The following is a 21,001-nucleotide window of genomic DNA, read 5'->3' as shown; positions in this document are numbered from 1 at the left end:
ACCATCGCGCCATCACCTCAGCCCGCACCCCACGTGAACCGCCCTGCCCGCCCCACCGCACCCCAGCGCCACGCCGCCAGCCCGCACCCATCGATGCCGCGCCGCGCCGGTGGCCGGCCGCCCCAACGCCCGCGCCGGCCGAATCGACCGCGCTGGCGAACCGCCAGCCTGGCCTCGCTGTCAGCCGGTATCGCGCTGTACGTGGCCGCCAGCCTGCGCTGGGAAGTGCCTTGGGCCGTCGGGCTGGTGTATGCGCTGATGAGCACCTTCTGCTATTTGGCCTACATGGGCGACAAGGCAGCCGCCCAGAGCGGGCAGTGGCGCACCAGCGAAAGCCGTTTGCTGTGGCTGGGCCTGGCCTGCGGTTGGCCCGGTGGGGTGCTGGCGCAAGAAGTGCTGCGCCACAAGTCGGCCAAGGTGCAGTTCCGGCGCAGCTTTTGGTTGACGGTGCTGATCAACCTGGGCGGGTTCATGCTGGCTTTCACGCCCGTGCTCGAACCCTGGACGCCGCTGTACCGCGTGGGCTGAGGCCGCGCGGCGACGGCCTCGCCTCAGTTCAGGGCGTTCAGGCCCCGGGTTGCAAGCCCGGGGTTTCGGGCCTGGCGCCTCAGTTGACCCAGGCGCCCGCCACCAGGCCCCCGTCGGTGCTCACCCCTTCGGTGCGGCGGTAAGGCAACACGGCGCCCGGGTGGGCGCTGAGCACGGCGGCGATCTCGATGCGCGGCGGCTCCGACGAGACCGGGCCAAAGATGGTGGCGAACGAGGCGTCCGCCGCATCATGCCCCGTGCCAATGCGCACAAAGCCCATGGGAATGGCCGTGCCCGACGGGTCGAAGATGTACCAGCGGTGGCCCAGGTAGACCTCCACATAGGCATGGAAGTCGGTCGGCCCCAAGGACGGATCGGCACCGTAGTCGATGCCCGTGGTGAAACGCGCCGGGATGTTGATGGCCCGGCACAGCGCGATCATCAAGTGGGCAAAGTCGCGGCAGACGCCCGCGCCGTCGGCCAGGGTCTCCATGGCCGAGGTGGTCGAATTGCTGCTGCGCGGCGTGAAGGCCACGCGGCGCTGCACCCACTCCTGGATCGCCTGCACGCGGAAGTAGCCCTGACGCAGCGAGCCAAATTCAGCCATGGCCAACGCATTGAGCTGGTCGGACTGGCAGTAGCGGCTGGGGTACAGGTAAGTCAGCACCTCGGGCGGCAACTGTGAGACCGGGATTTCCGGGATGCTCGCGCCCGGCGCGATCAGGTGGTCCAGGTCCAGGGTGGCGCGGTACTGCACGCTCAGCGCCCCGGCCGCAGCGCTCAGGCGCAGGCTGCGCGCCTGGGTGGCGGGGTCGGTGTGCATCAGCAGGGGCACCGGCTGGCTGATGCCCAGTTGCTCATGCACCACCCACTGACGGCGGGTATGGGCAGCCTGGATGTTGAAGATGAAGTCGGCGCCCGGTGCGGACACCATGTAGTTCAGCGCGATGGCCAGTTCGATGCGGACCATGGCTCAGGCCCTGCCAGGGACGAGGCGGGGGCCGAGGGTGAAAAATGACATGAAATCCCTGCAAATGTAAGAAAAGGCCCGCCCCAGGCGGGCCTGCGGGGGACAGGCAAGAAACACGCCTGAACCCCAGCTCGGCATGTTACGCCTGTGCCGCCAAGCCGGTCTGTGCGCCAGCTCACGGAGCACGCGCATCACACCCGCCCTGTGCGGCAGGCCAACCCCAGGTTCAACCCTGGCGCGGGTTCAGGGTGGCAGGCAAAGAAGCCTCCACCGGACTGGGGGCGTGGTCCAGGTCGGGCCGCTTCCAGGGGTCAACGTGGGTCATCAGGGTCAGCACTCGGTGGTGCTGCAAGACCCGCTGCTGGGCCGCCACGGCAATGTCGTGGCCCGCCTCCACGGTGAGCTGGGCATCCACCTCGATGTGGGCGTCCACCACAATCATGTCGCCCATGCGGCGGGTGCGCACATCGTGCACGCCGCTCACGCCCGGGGTGTCGCGCAGGGTCTGGCGAATGGCCTCGACTTCCTTTTCATCCACCGCGCGGTCCATCAGGTCGTGCAGCGCGTCCCAGCCAAAGGTCCAGCCCATGCGCGCGACCATGAAGCCCACGATCAAGGCTGCGATCGGGTCCAGCAAGGGGTACCCCGCCAAGTTGCCCAAGATGCCGATGCCCACCACCAGGGACGAGGCCGCGTCCGAGCGCGCATGCCAGGCATTGGCCACCAGCATGCTGGAGCGCACCCGCTTGGCCACCTTCAGCATGTAGCGAAACAGCAGCTCCTTGCAGACCAGGGCCGCCCCCGCCACCCACAGTGCGCTGGCATGCACGCGCGGGATGCTGGCGTGGTCCTCCAACTTGAGCGCGGCCGACCACAGCATGCCCACGCCCACGCCCAGCAGCAGCAGGCCCAGCACCAGCGAAGCGGCGGTCTCAAAACGGTGGTGGCCGTAAGGGTGGTTCTCGTCGGCCTCTTTTTGGCTGTGGTGGCCTGCCAGCAGCACCACGGCGTCGGACACCAGGTCGGACAAGGAGTGAATGCCATCGGCCACCAAAGCCTGCGATTTGGTCAGCACCCCGACCATGATCTGCAGCGTGCTCAGCACCACGTTCACCACCACGCTCACCCAGGTGCTGCGCGAAGCCGCCGCCGCGCGCTCGGCCTGGCTGAATTCGGTGTCTTCGTGGTCTTGGGGGTTTTCTTGGTAATTCATGGTGAGGGCTTCGCGGTGCCGCGTCCTGCATGCCTGCAAACGGTGCTTTGACAGCCCGCACTTTAGCGGTTTCGGGTGTCACCCATTGGACAACGGGACCCAGCCCACGGTAGCTCAGCGCCACCAGGCCGTCTCAATTTGAGAAAAGCTGAGGCGCTGTCCCAGGCTCAAGGGTATTCCCGCTGCCCGCCTGCCCCCCGCTGACTAAGCTCGGCCCACCCACCCCCTCGAACAAAGCACAACAGGAGTGCGCGATGAGCATCAACTTCAAAATCAATGGCAAACCTGCCTCGGCCCAGGCCGAAACCGACACCCCGCTGCTGTGGGTGATCCGAGACGAACTGGGCCTCACCGGCACCAAATTCGGCTGCGGCGCGGCCCTGTGTGGCGCCTGCACCGTGCATGTGAACGGCCAGCCAGTGCGCTCCTGCCAGACCCCGCTGGCCAGCGTGGCGGGCAAAAACGTGACCACGGTCGAAGGCCTGTCCAAGTCCAGCCAGCACCCGCTGCAAGTGGCCTGGATCAAGCATGAAGTGCCGCAGTGCGGCTACTGCCAGTCCGGTCAGCTGATGAGCGCGGCCGCCCTGCTGGCCAAGAACAACAACCCCAGCGACACCGACATCGACACCGCGATGAGCGGCAACCTGTGCCGCTGCGGCACCTACAACCGCATGCGCGCCGCCATCAAGGACGCCGGCGCCATGATGCGTGCCAAGGCCTGAAACGAACGGAGCCCACCATGACCCACACAGCCTCCTCCTCGCGCCGTTCCTTTCTGAAATCCACCGCCCTCAGCTCGGGCGGCCTGATGCTGGGCGTCAGCCTGCCGCTGCTGCAAGGCGGCGCCCAAGCCGCTGGTACCGTGCACACACCCAATGCCTGGGTGCACATCGCCGACGACAACACCATCACCCTGATGGCCGCCCGCTCCGAAATGGGCCAGGGCGTCTACACCTCGATGTCGATGCTGATCGCCGAAGAACTCAACGTCGACCTGGCCCAGGTCAAAGTGACCTCCGCCCCACCGGCAGCGGTCTACGTCAACGCCTTGCTGGGCGCGCAAATCACCGGCGGCTCGACCTCGGTGCGCGACGGCTGGGAAAAGCTGCGCGTGGCCGGCGCCCAGGTGCGTGAAATGCTGGTTGCTGCGGCGGCTGCCCAATGGGGTGTGGACGCCGGCCAACTCAAGGCCCACAAAGCCATGGTCACGGGCCCGGGCGGCAAGAAGGCCAGTTACGGCCAGTTGGCCGAGGCGGCCTCCAAGCTGCCTGTGCCGGCCAAGCCCCAGCTCAAAGACCCGAAGGACTTTGTGCTGATCGGCCAGCGCGCCAAGCGCCTCGACACCCCGGCCAAGGTCAATGGAACGGCCGAGTTCGGCATCGACGTCAAGCTGCCCGGCATGGTGTACGCCGCGCTGGCCCAGTGCCCCGTCATTGGTGGCACGGTCAAAAGCTTTGACGCCAGCCAAGCCAAGCGCATGCCAGGCGTGATCGACGTGGTGCAGATCCCTGACGGCGTGGCCGTGGTGGCCGACAGCTGGTGGCGGGCCCGCAAGGCGCGCGACACCATCAGCATTCAGTGGGACGAAGGCGCGGTGGCCGCGCTCAGCGACGGCAGCATCATTGCCGGCCTGCGCGAAGCGGCCAAGTCGGGCAAGGTGATCGAGATCACCAAGCCGCAAGGCGACCTCGCAGCCGCCTTCAAGACCGCCGCCAAGGTGGTCGAGGCCGAGTACGTGCAGCCCCTGCAGGCCCATGCCCCGCTCGAGCCCATGAACTTCACAGCCCATGTCCAGGGTGACCAGGTGCTGCTGATCGGCCCCACCCAGTTCCAGCAAGGCGCCCAGGGCGCGGTCGCGGCGGCCCTGGGCGTCAAGCCCGAGGCCATCACCCTCAAGACCACTTACCTGGGGGGCGGCTTTGGTCGCCGGCTCGAGCTGGACTTCATCGTGCAGGCCGCGCAAATCTCCAAGGCCGTGAACAAGCCCGTGAAGCTGGTCTGGACCCGTGAAGACGACTTCGCCCACGACTACTACCGCCCGGCGGCAGTCAACCAGCTCAAGGCGGGTCTGGACGCCAGCGGCAAGCCAGTGGCGCTGCACTTCAAGGTGGCCTCGCAATCGGTGACCCAACGCGCCTTCGGCCTGCCCAAAGACACCCTGGACCCCTTCATGGCCGAAGCCTCGGTGGCCGGCTACAACATTGCCAACGCCCAGCACGACCTGGTGATCCACGACACCGGCCTGCGCGCGGGCTACTGGCGCGCCGTCAGCCACAACATGAACGCTTTCGCCAACGAGAGCTTCATCGACGAGCTGGCCCTGGCCGCCGGGCAAGACCCCTACCGCTACCGACTGGCCTTGCTGGAGGGCAAGCCCCGCTTTGCCAAAGTGCTGCAACTGGCCGCTGAAAAAGCCGGCTGGGACCAACCCGTGGCCAAGGGCCGCGCGCGCGGCATCGCGCTGATGGAAGGCTACGACACCTACATGGCCCAGGTGGCCGAGGTCAGCGTGGACGCCCAGGGCGAGGTGCGCGTGCACCGCGTGACCGTGGCCGTGGACCCAGGCCACATGGTCAACCCCGACACGGTGGAAGCCCAGATCCAGTCCAGCATCGTGTTTGGCATGGGCGCCGCGCTCAAGCACCAGATCACGCTGGACAAGGGCCGCGTGCAAGAAGCCAACTACAACACCTTCGCCCCGGTGCGCATGTACGAAGCGCCCAAGGTGGACATCGTGCTGGTCAAGAGCACCGAGAAGCCCGGCGGCATCGGCGAGCCCGCCACCGCCGTGATTGGCCCGGCCATTGCCAACGCCGTGGCCCGCCTGACCGGCAAACGCGTGCGCCGCCTGCCCATCACCGCCGACGCGCTGAAGCAGGCCTGAGGCCCCCGGGGCCTTTCGCCCCGGTGACCCTGCCCGCCCCCAGGCCTGTTGCCCCGTGCAGCAGGCCTTTTTTCATGAAAGCGTAACGGCAGGTGAAGCCTTAGCCCGCCCAGCCCAAGGCTTGCCGCCCCGTCCAACCGCGTCAAGCCGAGCGCAGCCAACGCCACAGCGTGGATCGGCTGATGCCCAGGGCCTCCGCGGCGCGGCCATGGTGCTGGCCGCAGCGCGCCAGCGCCTCGGCCGCGCGCTGGGCCGGGCGGGTGTCTGGGTGAGGGGCGGAGGGGGCCGCCCCGGTCGACACGGCAGCCCCCGGCACCGGGGTGCCCGCCGCGTGGATCAGCTGCTCAGGCCACGGCACGGTGCGGCGCGGCGGCAGTTGGCTGACGGCCAGCCGGTCCATCACGTTTTCCAACTCGCGCACATTGCCGGGCCAGGGGTGGGCGCGCAAGGCCTCGCCCCAGCCCGCCAGCAGTTCGGCGGCCTGGGCCGGCAGCTTCAGGGCCCGCAGGCGCTGGGCCAGCAGTTGCTGGGCCAGGGGCAGCAGGTCGTCCGGGCGCTGGCGCAGCGGTGGCAGGTTCAGGCACAAGGTGTTGAGCCGGTAGAACAGGTCTTCGCGGAACAGGCCTTGCTGCACCCGCTGCGCCAGCGGCTGGTGGGTGGCGGCGATGACACGCACGTCCACGGGCAGCGGGTGGCTGGCCCCCAGGCGGTGGATCTCGCGCTCCTGCAGCACGCGCAGCAGACGGGTCTGCAGGCCCAAGGGCATGTCGCCAATCTCATCCAGGAACAGCGTGCCAGTGTGGGCCGCCTCAAACAGGCCGCGCCGCCCGCCCCGGCGCGCGCCGGTGAAGGCGCCTTCTTCGTGGCCAAACAACTCGCTTTCGAGCAGGCCCTCGGCAAAGGCCGAGCAGTTGACCGCCACAAAAGGCCGGTGGGCGCGCTCGCTGGCGTGGTGCATGGCCTGGGCCACCAGCTCTTTGCCGGTGCCGGTCTCGCCTTGCAGCAAGACGCTCAGCCCGGTGCTGGCAAAGCGGCGCGCCTCGTCCAGCGCGGCCAGCCAGGCCGGGCTGGCACCGCCCAAGTCCGCAAAGCGGTAGCGCGCGCCGCGCTGGTTTTGCCGCTGCTGCATGCGCAGGCGGTTGTCGCCTTCGTGGATGCTGTGCGCGTCGTACAAGGTCAGCGCCGCGCCCACCACCGCGTCTTGCGCCAGGATGGGGGTGCGGTGCACCAGCCAGTCACGCCCGCCCAGGCGCAGCACATCGCCGCCCTGCTCTTGCCCGCTGCGCAAGGTGCTGTCCAGCGACAGCTCCGGGCACAGCAGCGCCAGGGCCTGGCCCAGCACAGCGGCCTGCGGGCGCTGCAGCACGGCCAGCATGGCGGGGTTGGCCGCCGTGATGCGCCCGGCGGGGTCCACCGCCAGCACCGCGTCCTGCAAATGGCGCAGCACGCCGTCGAGCTGGGCGTAGCGGTCGGCCTCCAGGCGGGCCACGCGGGCCAGCTCCAGCGCGTCCTCAAAGCCCTGGCGGATGCTGGCCAGGGAGTAGGCCAGGATGCCCGTCAGGCCGTCTTGCCGCGCCAGGTCCACCACCAGGCTGGAGCCCACCACCACCTGCACCCCGTGCTCGCGCAGCCGCGCCATGCAGTCGCGCGCATCGTCAGGGGTTTGGTAGGCATGCTGGTGGATCTCGATGTTGAGCAAGGCCTTGACCGACTCCAGCTCGGGAATGGTCTGGCCGTACATGACGATGCCCACGCGCTGGCTCAGCCCACGCGCCTCGATCAGGGCCTGCAAGATGTCAAAGCCGCCCAGCTGGATGGTGGCCACCGGCGCCTGCAAATGGCGGCGCAGCAGGCTGGCATTGGAGCCGGCGCTGACAAACACATCCACCGTACCCCGGGCCAGGCGCTCACGCGCCAGGCTCAGGGCCTGTTCAAAGCTGCCATCCACCACCTCGATCAGGGCGCGGTCGAGGTAGGCCTCGACGATGGGCTGGGCGCGCTGGCGGATCTCGCGGTAACTCAAAAAGCACAGGCGGGGCAAAGGCATGGCAGGACTCCAGGCGTTTCAAATGCAACAACTCATGTTTCATCCATTGTTGCGTGAAACATGGATTTGGCATCACCTCACGGTCACATCCCTTTGAAATCAAGGACTTGGATGCGCAGCCCGCGCTGGCACAAAGCCTGCAAAACACCCCGCAGGACTGCCTCAAAAACTGGAGACAAGCATGACTGTTTTTCACCCCACGCGGCGCGCGCTGGGCCTGGCCCTGGCGGCCGGTCTGGCCAGCCCCCTGCTGCACGCCCAGGGCAACGCGGCTCGCTGGCCCGGCAACAAGCCGGTGACCATCGTGGTGCCCTACTCACCTGGCGGCGGCACCGACATCGTGGCGCGCACCGTGGCGCAGCGCCTGTCCGAGCTCTGGGGTGTGTCGGTGGTGGTGGACAACCGCACCGGGGCCAATGGCGTGATCGGCTCGGCCTACGTGGCCAAGGCCGCGCCCGACGGCTACAGCCTGCTGATGGTGGTGGGCTCACACGCCATCAACCCGGTCTTGATGAAGTCGCTGCCCTACGACACGGGCCGCGCCTTCACCCCGGTCACCCGACTGGCCGACTCGCCCATGGTGCTGGTGGTGTCGGCCCAGGGGCCTTACAAAACCTTGAACGAGCTGCTGGCCGTGGCGCGCAAAGAGCCCCTGGGCGTGGGCTACTCCGAGGGCCAGACCCGGCTCACCGGCGAGCTGATGCGCCAGGCCGGCGGCCTCAAGACCGAGGGTGTGCCCTACAAAGGCGGCGCGCCCATCATGGTGGACATCATTGGCGGCCACCTGCCCATGGGCGTCACCAGCGTGCTGACCGCCCTGCCCCATGTGCAGTCGGGCAAGCTGCGTGTGATCGGGGTGGCGGCGGCCGAGCGCCTGGCCATCTTCCCCGACGCCATGACCTTCCGCGAAGCGGGCCTGCCCCAGGTCGAGTCCCTGAGCTGGTACGGCCTGTTTGGCCCGGCCGGCCTGAGCCCCGAACTGGTCAGCCAGATCAATGAAGACCTGAAGAAGGTCACCAGCGAGCCCGCCCTGCAGCGCCAGATGAACGACCAGGGCGCCAAAGTGGTCCTGACCCCGCCGGCTGAATTCGCCAAGTTCCTGCAGCAGGAGCAAAGCAAGTGGGCCCGCGTGGCCCAGCAAGGCGGCATCCAGCCCGAGTGAGGCCCTGGCCTGCCCCCACACCACACCCGTCAAAACACCCCCCCCTCCCCTTTGAAGGAACCTCATGAGCACCACTTCCCCCAAGCTGCGCCAGCGCCTGCAACAACCCGGCCTGGTGATCGCGCCCGGCGTGCACGACATGGTCTCGCTGCGCCTGGCCGACACCTTTGGCTTTGACGCGCTGTACATGACCGGCTTTGGCAGCGTGGCCTCGCTGACCGGCCTGCCCGACGCGGGCCTGGCCACCTATTCGGACATGCTGGGCCGCGTCACCGCCATGGCGGGCATGGCGCGCACCCCCCTGATCGCCGACGGCGACACCGGCTACGGCGGCCTGCTCAATGTGCGCCACACGGTGCGCGGCTACGAGGCAGCGGGGGCGGCCGCCATCCAGCTTGAAGACCAGGAATTCCCCAAAAAATGCGGTCACACGCCGGGTCGCCGCGTCATCCCCACGGCGGACATGGTGCGCAAGATCCAGGTGGCGGCCGAGTCGCGCCGATCCGAAGACTTTTTGATCATTGCCCGCACCGACGCGCGCAGCGCGCTGGGCCTGGACGAGGCGCTGCGCCGCGCCGAGGCCTACGCCAAGGCCGGGGCCGACATCCTGTTTGTCGAGTCGCCCGAGAGCGTGGACGAGATGCGCCAGATCGGCCGCAGCTTTGACCAGCCCCTGCTGGCCAACATGGTCGAAGGGGGCCGCACCCCCGTGCTGAGCCAGGCCGAGCTGGAGGCCATTGGCTACAAGCTGGCGATCTTCCCGGTCACCTCGCTGCTGGCCGCCACGGCCGCCATGAAAAGCGTCTACCAGGCCCTGCGCGACCAGGGCTCGTCCACCCAGGTGCCCACGCCCCTGCTGGCCTTCAGCGAGCTGACCCAGCTCATGGGTTTCCAGGAGGTCTGGGACTTCGACAAGCGCTACGCTGAGACCGAGTGAACCGGCGCGACCCCAACAACAGGAGACAAAGCATGACCCCCCCACGCGACCCGGGGCACGCCCTGCGTGCCCACGCCCCAGGCAGCGCTGTCGGACGCCTGACACGGCGCGGCCGCCTGCTCACCACAGGCCTGGCCCTGCTGACGGCCCTGGCGGGCCTGAGCGCGCTGCGCCCCGCCCAGGCCCAGGACGCCTGGCCCAACCGCCCGATCCGGCTGGTCGTGCCCTTCACGCCCGGCGGCGTGACCGACACCAGCGGCCGCCTGATCGCCGAACAGCTGGGCCGGCGCCTGGGCCAGTCGGTGATCGTGGACAACCGGCCCGGCGCCTCGGGCAACATCGGCACCGCCGCCGTGGCCACCGCGGCGCCCGACGGCTACACCCTGGTGCTGGGCTTTGACGGCACCCTGGTCATCAACCCCCATGTGTTTGCCAAAGTGCCTTTTGACACCCTCAAGGACCTGGCGCCCGTGGGCAAGATCGGCGACGCCGTGCTCATCCTGGTGGCCCACCCGGGCGTGCCCGCCAAGACCCTGGGCGAGGTGATTGCGCTGTCCAAGGGCCAGGCCGACGGCCTGTCCTACGGCACCTCGGGCACGGGCGGCACGCCGCACATTGGCGGCGAGTTGCTGCGCCAGCGCACCGGCGCGCAGCTCACCCACATCCCCTACAAGGGCGGCGGCCAGGCCATGAGCGATGTGCTGGGCGGCAGCATTCCGCTGGTCTACACCGCGGTGGCGGGGGCCTCGGGCCACGTCAAGTCGGGCAAGCTGCGCGCGATCGCGGTGTCCAGTGCCCAGCGCTCGGCGGCGCTGCCCGATGTGCCCACCTTCATCGAGAGCGGGGTCAGCGACTTCGTGGTCAATTCCTGGGTCGGCCTGCTGGCCCCGGCCAAGACACCGCCAGCCGTGCTGGCCCGGCTGAACACTGAGCTCAACGCCGTGCTCAACGACCCCGCCGTGCGCGAAAAACTGATCGCCATGGGCATCGAAGCCACACCGGGCAGCGCCGACCAGTTCCGCGATGAAATCCGGCGCGACCTGGCCCGCTACGGCCAGGTGGTCAAGGCAGCGGGGATCCGCATCGAATAGTCCCCCAGCAGCCCACCCAAAAAAAAGGCGCCACCCCCAAAAGGTGGCGCCCTTTTTGTGGGCGCTGGGCCCGCGTCAAAGGCGGGCCAGGAGACGGGCTTCAGTCTGCGTAAATCCCGGCCTTTCGGATCACCGGACCCCATTTGTTGATCTCGGCCTCCAGGTGGGTGCGCAGACCTTCGGGCGTGATCTTGTCTTGCGGCGGCACGTCCGAGCTCAGCTCGTTCAGGCGCTTGACCACGGCCGGGTCGGCCAGGGCGGTGCGCAGCGCGGCGTTGAGCTGCTTGAGCACCTCAGGCGGCGTGCCCTTGGGCGCGTACATGCCGTGCCAGACCTTGACCTCAAAGCCCTTGAGGCCTTGCTCATCCAGCGTGGGCACATTGGGCAGCGCGCCCAGGCGCTTGAGCGTGGTGACACCAAAGACCTTGACGCGGCCTTCCTTGATCATGGGCACGGTCTGCGTGGTCTGGTCGCACAGCAGGTCGACCTGGCCGCCCAGCAAGTCGTTCATGGCCGGGCCCGTGCCCTTGTAGGGGATGGTGTTGAGGTCGGTGTCGATGGCGCTCATGAACAGCAGGCCACACAGGTGGGACACCGCCCCCAGGCCGGCATTGGCCAGGGTGACCTTCTCGCGGTTGGCCTTGATGTAGCTGAGCAGCTCGGGCAGGGTGTTGGCCGGCAGGTCCTTGCGCGCCAGCAGGGTCATGGGCACGTCAACCACCTGACCGATGTAATCGAAGTCCTTGAGCGGATCAAAGGTGAGCTTCTTGTACAGCGCTGGCGCCGTGGACATGCCCATGTGGTGCAGGAAGATGGTGTAGCCATTGGGCGCCGAGCGCGCGGTCTTGGTGGCCGCGATGGTGCCCCCTGCCCCGGCGGCGTTTTCGACCAGCACGGTCTGGCCCAAGGCCTTGCCCATGGGGATGGCAATCATGCGCGCCACCACGTCGGTGGGCCCCCCAGCGGCAAAGGGCACCAGCATGGTGATGGGCTTGTCGGGGAAGGTCTGGGCCTGGGCCGTGCCCAACAGGCAGGCGGCAGCCAGGGTGCCCAAGGCAAGGCGCTTCAGGGTTTTGAGGGAGGTCATGCTTTGTCTCTTTCGGGTTGTAGGGTTTCAGGTTTCGTTTTTCAAACCAGACCAGGCTTTGTGGGATGACGTTGTGCCTGGGCCCGGTGTTGGGCTGCTGCGGCGCCGCGGCCCAAGGCGCACTCCCCTCTCCAGGGCCCATGGTGCGCAGCTTGGGCGGGCATTGCACTTGGCACATTCCCTAGCGTGGCGGGGCCGCTCCAAGGAGGCAGACGGAAGGCGGGCTTCATGGGGCAGTGCGCCACGGGTCAGGTTGGGCGGTGGCTCAGGGCGGGGCTGCGCCCGCCAGGCTTTGCAGTCGGCGCGCCAGCGCCAGCACGGGGGCGTCGACCATGCGGCCGTCCACGCGCAGCGCCCCGGCGCCTGGGCCGTCGCCCGCGGCTTGAGCCGCCGCCAGTACGCGCTGGGCCCAGGCCAGTTCCTCGCCGCTGGGGCAGAAGCCCCGGTGCACGGCCTGGACCTGGGCCGGGTGGATGCACAGCTTGGCGCCAAAGCCCAGGCGGCGGCAGCGCCGGGTGTCGGCCTCGGTCAGCTCGGGCTGGTCCAGCGCGACGGTCACGCCGTCCACGGGCGGCGCCAGGCGGGCCCCGCGCGACACCAGCACCAGTTGCCAGCGCGCGGGCAGCAGCTCGTGTTCGTCCGGGCTGCAGGCCATGCCCAGATCGGCCTGCAAATCCATGTGGCCCAGCACCAGGCGCAGCACCTGGGGCGCGGCGGCGATGGCGCTCAGGTTCAGCAAGCCGTCTGCGCTTTCGATCAGGGGCAGCAGGGCCAGGCCCGGCGCGGCGGCGGCCACGGTGCTCAGGGCGGCCGCCGACTCGGCCTTGGCGAGCATGACACCCGCCAAACCGGGCAGCTGCGCCAGCAAGGCCAGGTCGTCTGCGTGCCAGGGTGTGGGCGCCGCGTTGACGCGCAGCACCAGGCGGGCCCGCTGGGCCGCGTCCAGCCCGCCCCAGGCCGACGCCAGCGCCCCACGGGCGCCCGCCTTGGCCGCGGGGGCCACCGCGTCCTCGAGGTCCACGATGACCGCATCGGCCCCACTGGCCAGCGCCTTGGGCAGTCGCTCCAGCCGGTCGGCGGGCACGAACAAGAAGCTGCGCGCCCGGGCCAGGGGCGCGTCGGCGGCGTTCACAGCCGGGGCTTCGCTCATGCCGCGCCCACCTGGCTGGGCAGCAAAGCGCCGACCACGGGCCACTGCGCCACCTGCCACAGGGCGTCCACCGCCTGCTGCATCTCGGCCGCGGTGGCGCCCTGGCTGAAGGCGGCCAGGCGCAGGGCCTTGGCGGTGACTTCGTCGCGGCTCAAGGTGTTGCCCGGGTCGCCCTTGGGTTCGTCGACGCGGCCGTGCAGCACGCGGCCATCGGTGGTGTGGACCGTGACCTTGCCAATCCAGCGGCGCGGGTAGGCGCCGTCCACCTCGGGGTCCAGGCGCATGCTGACGCGGTCGCGCAGGGCGCGCGTCGCCTCGCTGAGGAAGTGCTGGTCAAACTCGGTCAGGCCGGCATGGCCGTACTGCGCCACCAGGGCCAGCACCGTGCCCATGGAGAACTTGCTCTGGTGCACCGTGCTCGGCGAGGTGACCGGGCCCAGCACGTCGAGGGCGCCCTGGTGCACCTGGGTCTCGACGCTTTGCAGGTCGGCGGGCTTCAGGCCGTGCTCGCGCATCACCTGCAGCAACGCGTCGGCGGCCGGGTGGGTGTGGCGGCAGCTGGCGTGGTATTTGAACGAGGTCTCCACCGTGGCCCAGCGCGTGCCCAGGCCATCCGTCAGGCGCGTGGCGTCCGCATCGCTGGACATGCCGGCGGCCATGCCTTGCGGGCCGGCCAAGATCTCCGCCGCGCCGGTGAAGCCATCCTGCGCCAGGTAGGCCGACATCAAGCCCGCGGCCGCCGCGTGCGCGGTGTGCAGCTGCTTGGAATCGGCCGCGGTGCGCAGGAACTCCCACAGCCCGGCGGCCTGGGTGCCGGCCGAGCCCAGCGCGTGCTGCATCTGCGCCGCGTCCAGGCGCAGCAAATGGCCCACGGCCGCGGCCGCGGCCAAGGTGCCGACGGTGCCCGTGGTGTGGAACACCTTGTAGTGCGAGCGCCCCAGAAATTCGCCCACGCGGATGCCCACCTCGTAGCCCACCACCGAAGCCGCCAGCAGGTCCTGCCCGCTGCGCCCCAGCGCCTGGGCCACGGCCACGGCGGGCGGGAACACCACGGTGGCCGGGTGGAACACCGAGCCGTTGTGCACATCGTCCTGCTCGGCCACATGCGAGGCAGCGGCGTTGGCCATGGCGGCCAGATAGGCGCTGGCGCGTTGCCGCGAGACCAGCACCTCGGCCCCGCCCTGGCCCAGCGCGGCAGCGTGAGCGGCGGGCCCGCCCATCATCTGCGCGGCAAAGCGGGTGATGCTTTCCACCGGGCGCGCGCCATGGCCGGCCACGGCCGAACCGAACCAGTCGACCAGCAGGTCTTCGGTCTTGCGCAGCACGGCCTCGGGGATGTGTTCATAGCGCAGCTCGGCGGCAAAGCGCGCCAGGGTGGCGGTGGGGGTCAGCATGGTGAATCGGTCTCCGTCGTTGTTGGGGATGGGGGATGGGCGCGGGGCGCGGCGGGGGCCGCTCAGACCGCGCCCTGGGCGCGCAGGGCGGCGATGTCGGCGGCGCTGCGGCCCAGGCTGTGCAGGATCGCTTCGGTGTGTTGCCCCACGGTGGGCACCGGGTCCATGCGGTAGTCAAAGCTGCTGTGTCGGCCTGGCGGCAGCAGGGCCGGGATGGGGCCGACGGGCGAACCCACCTGGCGCCAGCGCTCGCGCGCCTGCAACTGCGGGTGGGCCCACAGGCCGGCCATGTCGTTCATGCGGGCGTTGGCGATCTGGGCCTGGTCCAGGCGGGCCAGCACCTCGGCGCTGCTGAGGGCGCCAAACGTGTCCAGGATCAGGGCCTTGAGGGTGTCGCGGTGCTGGTTGCGGCGGGCGTTGCTGTCAAAGCGCGGGTCCACGGCCAGCTCGGGCGCGAGCAGCACATGCTCGCAAAACAGCTTCCATTCGCGTTCGTTTTGCAGGCCCAGCATGACGGTGCCGCCGTCGCCCGCCTTGAAGGGGCCATAGGGGTAAATGGTGGCGTGGGCCGCAGCGCTGCGCGGCGGTGGGGTGGCGCCGTCAAAGGCGTAGTACATGGGGTAGCCCATCCACTCGCCCAGGGCTTCGAGCATGGACACGTCGATGTGGCCGCCGCGCCCGGTCTTGCCGCGTTGCAGCAGGGCGGCGAGCACGCTGGTGTAGGCGTACATGCCGGCGGCGATGTCGGCCACGGAATTGCCAGCTTTGCAGGGGTCCTCGGGCGTGCCGGTGACCGACAGGAAGCCGGCCTCGCTTTGGATCAGCAGGTCGTAGGCCTTCTTGTCGCGGTAGGGGCCGTCGTCGCCGTAGCCGGAGATGTCGCAGACCACGAGTTTCGGGTGGCGGTCCTTGAGCTGTTCGTAGCCCAGGCCCATGCGGGCGGCGGCGCCGGGCGCCAGGTTTTGCACCAGCACGTCGGCGTCTTGCAGCAGCTGCTGGAGCACTTGCAGGGCGGCGGGCTGTTTGAGGTCGAGGGTGAGGCTTTCCTTGGAGCGGTTGACCCAGACAAAGTGCGAGGCCTCGCCGTTGACGCGCTGGTCGTAGGCGCGTGCGAAGTCACCGGCGCCAGGGCGTTCGATCTTGATGACGCGGGCGCCAAGGTCGGCCAGTTGGCGGGTGCAGAAAGGGGCGGCGATGGCGTGTTCAAGCGAGATGACGGTGATGCCGTCGAGGGGGCGGGTGGTCATGGTGTGGACTCACTGAAAAGGTTGGGGACCTGAAGGGGATGGTTGTTTTTGGTGGCTTGGTGTGCCCTTCGCTTCGCTCTGAACGGGCGGTGCCCTGGTTGAGGGCGGAGGCCGGGATCTCGGCCCGGCGGCCGACTCACTTTCTTTGTCTCGCCAAAGAAAGTAAGCAAAGAAAAGCGACCCGACTCACCCGCCCTGCTGCGCAGGGTCCGCTGCGCTGCTCGGCCAGGGCGGGGTCTCGCGAAACTCGCTTCGCTCAAACAGTCGCGAGCCCTTTTTCCGCCCCGGCCTGCGCTGCTCGCCGGGTGACACGGGAGGTCGAACACGGGCCCCAACGCCTGCTGCTGCGCAGCGGCGCCTGGCAGGGTTGTGCGACGCACGGGACCGACATGGCCAGGCGCTGGCTTGATTGGCGCGCCAAGGTCAACCGCCCCATCCCAAAGGTTTTCTGCAGTGCGGTGGTGAGCCCGTCCGATCCCGCTTGTCCCGTGGGGCAGGGCCGAGCAGCGCAGCACCAGGGGGATCAGGACCCGCGACTGTTTGAGCGAAGCGAGTTTCGCGGGGCCCCCCCTGGTGTGAGCAGCGCAGGGAACCGCGCAGCGGCCCTGACTTCGGGTCGCCTTTCTTGGCTTACTTTCTTTGGCGAAGCAAAGAAAGTGAGGCGCCTGCCGGGGCGCACTCCCGGCCTCCGCCCTCAGCAGAAACACCTCAACCACAGAGCGAAGCGAAGGGCGAATCACCACAGTTGCCACGACAAAACTCAAAACGACCGCGGCAGCCCCAGCAAATGCTCGGCCACATAGGAATAAATCAAGTTGGTCGAAATCGGCGCCACCTGGTACAGACGCGTTTCGCGGAACTTGCGCTCCACGTCGTATTCATGCGCGAACCCAAAGCCCCCATGGAACTGGATGCACGCATTCGCCGCCTCCCAGCTCGCCTTGGCCGCCAGGTACTTGGCCATGTTGGCCTGGGCCCCGCACGGCTGGTTGGCGTCGAACAACTCACAGGCCTTGTAGCGCATCAGGTTGGCTGCTTCCACCTCGATGTAGGCGTCCGCAATCGGGAACTGAACCCCCTGGTTCTGGCCAATCGGCCGGCCAAACACCACCCGCTCGCTGACGTACTTGGTGACCCGGTCCAGGAACCAGTAGCCGTCGCCAATGCACTCCGCCGCGATCAGCGTGCGCTCGGCATTCAGCCCGTCAAGGATGTACTTGAAGCCCTGGCCCTCCTGGCCGATCAGGTTCTCGGCCGGGATCTCCAGGTTGTCGAAGAACAACTCATTGGTCTCGTGGTTGACCATGTTCTGGATCGGGCGCACCACCATGCCCGACTTCTCGGCCTCGCGCAGGTCCACCATGAAGATCGACATGCCCTCGCTCTTCTTGCTGACCTCGGCCAGCGGCGTGGTGCGCGCCAGCAAGATCATCCACTCGCTGTGCTGCACCCGGCTGATCCACACCTTCTGGCCATTGATCACATAGCGGTCGCCCTTCTTCACGGCGGTGGTCTTGATCTTGGTGGTGTCCGTGCCCGTGGTGGGCTCGGTCACGCCCATGGACTGCAGACGCCATTCGCCGCTGGCGATCTTGGGCAGGTACAGCTCTTTTTGCGCCTGCGAGCCATGGCGCAGCAAGGTGCCCATGTTGTACATCTGGCCATGGCAGGCCCCCGAGTTGCCGCCGCTGCGGTTGATCTCTTCCATGATCACCGAAGCCTCGGCCAGGCCCAGGCCCGAGCCGCCGTACTCGGCCGGGATCAGGGCGGCCAGCCAGCCGGCTTGGGTGAGGGCATCGACAAAGGCCTCCGGGTAGGCGCGCTCGTGGTCGATCTGGCGGTGGTACTCGTCCGGGAACTGAGCGCACAGGGCACGCACCGCATCGCGGATTTCCTGGTACTGGTCGGGGGCTTGCTTGATCATGGTGAAGAGGTCCGGCTCGGGGATGAAAGAAGAAGAAAGAAGAAAGAAAACAGGCAGGCAGGCCGATGGCGCGGCGCTCAGAACAACTCGGCCGTGGCCTGCATGGTCAGCCAGCCTTCGTGGTCGCTGGCCCACAGGCGCGCGCTGCGGCCGTCCGCACTGGGCGTGCCCTGGACGCGGAAGGGGTGCAGATCAAAGGTGGGTCGCACGGCCTTGAAGGCAAAGGACTTGAGCCGCGCCTGCGGCTGCTCGCGGCGCAGCAGATCGACCAGCAAAGTGGCGATCAGCGGGCCGTGCACGATCAGGCCCGGGTAGCCCTCGACCTGGGTGACATAGCGGCGGTCGTAGTGGATGCGGTGGCCGTTGAAGGTCAAGGCCGAGTAGCGGAACAGCAGCACGTCGTCCGGCACGATCTCGCGTTGCCAGGCCGCGCCCGCCTCGGCCGCCACCGGCGGGGGCACCGGGTCGCCGGGCTGGGGCGCGGCACGGTAGACGATGTCGTGCTCCTCGGTCAGGGCCAGGCCGTGATCGTTGTGGACTTCGTGCTTGACCAGCACAAACACCAGGTCGCCGGTGCGGCCGGCCTTGTGGGTGACCGACTCGATGCGCGAAGTGCGGCGCACAGCCTGCCCCACGCTCAGCGGATTGCCCTCTTCCCAGCGCAGACGCCCGCCCGCCCACATGCGGCGCGGCAGCGGCACCGGGGGCAGAAAGCCACCGCGCAGCGCGTGGCCGTCCGGACCCAAACCGCTTTGTCGGACCTGGGGCAAAAAGTACAGCCAGTGCCACAGCGGCGGCAGTTCGGTTTGGCCGGTGACGGGCGCGGGGTCGTCCCGGTCCAACGTGGCCGACAAGGCGCTCACGGGGGTGGCGCCCAATTGGTCGTGCCAGGTCTCCTCGCGGCCTTGCCAGGTTTGCAGGTGCGCCAGCAAGGCGGCATCGATGGTGCGGAGTTCTTCGGTCATGTCGGGTGCGAGAGGAAGTGAATTGAAGAATGAGAAAAAGGCAGCGCGTGGCGCCCCTGGGCCAGCGGACCAGGCGCAGCGCCAGGCCCGGCCCGGCCCGGCGCGGCTCAGTCCACCGAGGCGCCGGAAGACTTGACGATGCGTGCCCACTTGGCCAGGTCGTCTTGTAGCAGCGCGGCCAGGGCCTCGGGGCCGGCGGGTTTGTCGGGGCTGCTGGCCAGCTCCACGCCTTGCTGCTCCAGCTTGTCGCGCAGGTCTTTGCTGGCCAGCGCGCGCGCCATGCCGTCTTGCAACCGGGTGGCCACGTCCGCCGGCACGCCGGCTGGGGCAAACAGACCGATCCACAGCGTGCCGCTGTAGCCCGGCACCGACTCACCCAGGGTCGGCACCTCGGGCAGCACAGGCGAGCGGCTGGGGCCGCTGACGGCCAGGGCGCGCAGCTTGCCGGCGCGGATGTTGGCCAGCGCAGACGGCAGGCTGGCAAACAGCATGGGCAGCTGGCCGCCCAGCACATCGTTCATGGCCGGGGCCACGCCTTTGTAGGGCACATGCTGCAGCTCGATGCCGGCCATGCTGTTGAGCATTTCGCCCAGCAGGTGGTTGAGCGTGCCATTGCCCGCCGAGGCGTATTGCAGCTTGCCCGGCTGCGCCTTGGCCAAGCTCAGCAACTCGGCCACGGTGCGGGCCTGAAAGCTCGGGTTGACCAACAGCACATTGGGCACGGCGCCAATCAGGCTGATGGGGCGGAAGTCCTTGACCGGATCAAAGCCTGCGTTCTTGTACAGCGCGGGGTTGATGGCCTGGCTGCTGCTGATGGTCATCAAGAGGGTGTAGCCGTCCTTGGGTGCCTTGGCCACCAGCTGGGTGCCGATGTTGCCGCCCGCGCCGGGGCGGTTGTCCACCACCACGCTGGCCGCACCCAGCACCTCGCCCAGCTTTTGGCTGACCAGGCGGCCCACGATGTCGTTGGTGCCGCCCGCCGTTTGCGGCACCACCATCACGATGGGGCGGCTGGGGTAGCTGGGGCTTTGGGCCGCGGCGGGCGCCAGGGTCAGGCTGGCCCAAAGGCTCAGACCGGCCAACACGAGGCGGCGCGGCCAGCGGGATGGGGCGTGGGAGGCCTTGAGGGCCTGGCGGGCAATGGTGCGGGCTTGCATGGGCTTGTCTCCAGCGCTTGTTCTTGGTCGATTCAGCCCTGCATGGTGGCCGCGCCCGGGCCGCTGCGCAATCACGCATTTCAAGACCAAGCCTTCAGAAAAACAAAACCCTCAAGCCCCCGGCCCCGCCGGCTTGGGCTAGCATCCGCCCATGCAGTTCGACCTCACCGACCTGCGCCTCTTTGTGCAAACCGCCGAGGCGCTGAACCTGACCCGCGCCGCCGCCAGCCAGCACCTGTCGCTGGCGGCGGCCAGCGCACGCATCAAGGCGCTGGAGACCCAGGCCGGCCTGCCGCTGTTTTACCGCCAGGCCCGTGGCGTGAGCCTGACCCCGCCGGGCGAGGCCTTTTTGCACCACGCGCGCGCCCTGCTGCGCCAGACCGAAGCGCTGCGCATCGACCTGCAGGAGTACAGCGGCGGCCTGCGCGGCCACCTGCGCGTGCTGGCCAACACCACGGCGGTGACCGACTTCATGCCCGAGGTGCTGCCCGCCTTCATGGCGGCCAACCCGCGCGTCAACGTGGACCTTCAAGAAAAACCGAATGCTGAGATCGCGCGCGGCGTGCTCGACGGCCGCGCCGACCTGGGCATCGTGGCCGGCCAAGTCGACACCCTGGGCCTGCAAGCCATCCACTTCAGCACCGACCGCCTGGTGCTGGTGACCTCGGCCCAGCACCGGCTGGCCCAGCGCGCCACGGTGGACTTCGCCGAAACCCTGGACGACGACGCCGTGGGCATGCACCACGGCAGCACGCTGCAAACCTTCCTGGCGGGCGTGACCGAGAAGCTGGGCAAGCCGATGCGCTTGCGCATCCAACTGTCGAGCTTTGACGCCATGTGCCGCATGATTGGCGCGGGCGTGGGCATTGGCGTGGTGCCGGTGAGCGCGGCGCGGCGCAACCAGCAGGCCATGAACCTGGCCTTGATCGAGCTGACCGACGCCTGGAGCGTGCGCGAGCGCTTTGTGCTGATGCGCGACCCCGAAGCCCTGCCCAGCTACGCCCGCGCCCTGGTCGAGGCCTTGCTGGCCCATTACCGGCGCGACCCCGACACCCTGGAACTGCAGGCCACCGCCCCCCAGAACCCGGGTTAAATCAGGCCGACACACAGGGTAAACCCTGGTGCGGTATGCTGCGCCGCTTGCCCCGCTGCCCGGCCCCCGCCGGGCCTGGCGGGCCACCGCGTCCCGGGTGGCGCTGGCGTGCTGAGCCCACCAGGCCAACGGCCCTGCCCCGCCCTCTTTCC

17 protein-coding genes are annotated in these 21,001 nt (G+C 68.8%); 7 read left to right on the top strand and 10 right to left on the bottom strand.

Going from position 1 to position 21,001, the window contains the following annotated elements; all coding sequences use genetic code 11:
• Nucleotides 1-33 precede the first annotated feature (33 nt).
• Nucleotides 34-528, top strand: coding sequence for a DUF1294 domain-containing protein (locus PSQ39_RS05570; RefSeq protein ID WP_273925731.1), 495 nt, complete (start codon nucleotides 34-36; stop codon nucleotides 526-528).
• A gap of 79 nt (nucleotides 529-607) precedes the next feature.
• Here the strand turns inward: PSQ39_RS05570 and PSQ39_RS05565 are convergent, their stop codons facing one another.
• Together PSQ39_RS05565 and PSQ39_RS05560 are read right to left on the bottom strand one after the other, a co-directional pair.
• Entirely contained in the window at nucleotides 608-1,498 is an 891-nt protein-coding gene (locus PSQ39_RS05565; protein WP_273925730.1) for a transglutaminase-like domain-containing protein, read from the bottom strand.
• Nucleotides 1,499-1,724: 226 nt separating this feature from the next.
• Nucleotides 1,725-2,711, bottom strand: a complete 987-nt coding sequence (locus PSQ39_RS05560) for a cation diffusion facilitator family transporter (protein ID WP_273925729.1) — start codon at nucleotides 2,709-2,711, stop codon at nucleotides 1,725-1,727.
• A 254-nt stretch (nucleotides 2,712-2,965) separates the two neighbouring features.
• Between PSQ39_RS05560 and PSQ39_RS05555 the strand changes: the two genes are divergently transcribed.
• A complete protein-coding gene (locus PSQ39_RS05555) occupies nucleotides 2,966-3,433 on the top strand; it encodes a (2Fe-2S)-binding protein (protein WP_273925728.1) in 468 nt (155 codons plus the stop codon).
• Between the two features lie 17 nt (nucleotides 3,434-3,450).
• The gene (locus tag PSQ39_RS05550) at nucleotides 3,451-5,595 is read left to right on the top strand and encodes a xanthine dehydrogenase family protein molybdopterin-binding subunit (protein ID WP_273925727.1); all 2,145 of its coding nucleotides are present in this window, start codon (nucleotides 3,451-3,453) and stop codon (nucleotides 5,593-5,595) included.
• A 142-nt stretch (nucleotides 5,596-5,737) separates the two neighbouring features.
• On the opposite strand, the gene prpR is transcribed toward PSQ39_RS05550, so the two are convergent.
• Entirely contained in the window at nucleotides 5,738-7,642 is a 1,905-nt protein-coding gene (prpR, locus tag PSQ39_RS05545) for a propionate catabolism operon regulatory protein PrpR (protein ID WP_273925726.1), read from the bottom strand.
• A 181-nt stretch (nucleotides 7,643-7,823) separates the two neighbouring features.
• Between prpR and PSQ39_RS05540 the strand changes: the two genes are divergently transcribed.
• The 3 genes from PSQ39_RS05540 (at nucleotide 7,824) to PSQ39_RS05530 (ending at nucleotide 10,832) form a co-directional block, all read left to right on the top strand.
• Nucleotides 7,824-8,804 carry a tripartite tricarboxylate transporter substrate binding protein gene (locus tag PSQ39_RS05540; protein ID WP_273925725.1) on the top strand — a complete coding sequence of 327 codons (981 nt, stop codon included), beginning with the start codon at nucleotides 7,824-7,826 and terminating at the stop codon, nucleotides 8,802-8,804.
• Nucleotides 8,805-8,868: 64 nt separating this feature from the next.
• A complete protein-coding gene (locus tag PSQ39_RS05535; protein WP_273925724.1) occupies nucleotides 8,869-9,741 on the top strand; it encodes an isocitrate lyase/PEP mutase family protein in 873 nt (290 codons plus the stop codon).
• Between the two features lie 32 nt (nucleotides 9,742-9,773).
• Entirely contained in the window at nucleotides 9,774-10,832 is a 1,059-nt protein-coding gene (locus PSQ39_RS05530; RefSeq protein WP_273925723.1) for a Bug family tripartite tricarboxylate transporter substrate binding protein, read from the top strand.
• Between the two features lie 100 nt (nucleotides 10,833-10,932).
• On the opposite strand, the gene PSQ39_RS05525 is transcribed toward PSQ39_RS05530, so the two are convergent.
• The 7 genes from PSQ39_RS05525 to PSQ39_RS05495 all read right to left on the bottom strand — a co-directional run bounded on the left by PSQ39_RS05525 (nucleotide 10,933) and on the right by PSQ39_RS05495 (nucleotide 19,756).
• Nucleotides 10,933-11,919, bottom strand: a complete 987-nt coding sequence (locus PSQ39_RS05525; RefSeq protein WP_273925722.1) for a tripartite tricarboxylate transporter substrate-binding protein — start codon at nucleotides 11,917-11,919, stop codon at nucleotides 10,933-10,935.
• A 265-nt stretch (nucleotides 11,920-12,184) separates the two neighbouring features.
• On the bottom strand, nucleotides 12,185-13,069 hold the full coding sequence (locus PSQ39_RS05520) for an HpcH/HpaI aldolase/citrate lyase family protein (protein ID WP_273925721.1): 885 nt from the start codon (nucleotides 13,067-13,069) through the stop codon (nucleotides 12,185-12,187).
• Nucleotides 13,066-14,463, bottom strand: coding sequence for an MmgE/PrpD family protein (locus tag PSQ39_RS05515; protein WP_273925720.1), 1,398 nt, complete (start codon nucleotides 14,461-14,463; stop codon nucleotides 13,066-13,068). Before PSQ39_RS05515 ends, PSQ39_RS05520 begins: the two co-directional genes overlap by 4 nt.
• A gap of 62 nt (nucleotides 14,464-14,525) precedes the next feature.
• Complete coding sequence (locus PSQ39_RS05510; RefSeq protein ID WP_273925719.1) at nucleotides 14,526-15,710, bottom strand: CaiB/BaiF CoA transferase family protein; 1,185 nt, start codon at nucleotides 15,708-15,710, stop codon at nucleotides 14,526-14,528.
• A 760-nt stretch (nucleotides 15,711-16,470) separates the two neighbouring features.
• Entirely contained in the window at nucleotides 16,471-17,634 is a 1,164-nt protein-coding gene (locus PSQ39_RS05505) for an acyl-CoA dehydrogenase family protein (RefSeq protein WP_273925718.1), read from the bottom strand.
• A 77-nt stretch (nucleotides 17,635-17,711) separates the two neighbouring features.
• Nucleotides 17,712-18,599 (bottom strand): FAS1-like dehydratase domain-containing protein, encoded by an 888-nt coding sequence (locus PSQ39_RS05500; RefSeq protein WP_273925717.1) that lies wholly within the window; start codon nucleotides 18,597-18,599, stop codon nucleotides 17,712-17,714.
• 107 nt (nucleotides 18,600-18,706) lie between these two features.
• Nucleotides 18,707-19,756, bottom strand: coding sequence for a Bug family tripartite tricarboxylate transporter substrate binding protein (locus PSQ39_RS05495; protein ID WP_273925716.1), 1,050 nt, complete (start codon nucleotides 19,754-19,756; stop codon nucleotides 18,707-18,709).
• 151 nt (nucleotides 19,757-19,907) lie between these two features.
• Between PSQ39_RS05495 and PSQ39_RS05490 the strand changes: the two genes are divergently transcribed.
• Entirely contained in the window at nucleotides 19,908-20,849 is a 942-nt protein-coding gene (locus tag PSQ39_RS05490; RefSeq protein WP_273925715.1) for a LysR substrate-binding domain-containing protein, read from the top strand.
• Nucleotides 20,850-21,001: the final 152 nt, after the last annotated feature.

Origin of the sequence: Curvibacter microcysteis (assembly GCF_028649455.1) — a bacterium.
Classification (GTDB): domain Bacteria; phylum Pseudomonadota; class Gammaproteobacteria; order Burkholderiales; family Burkholderiaceae_C; genus Curvibacter; species Curvibacter microcysteis.
The sequence above is the reverse complement of the archived record's forward strand: the minus strand, read 5'-3'. Positions and strand labels throughout refer to the sequence as shown.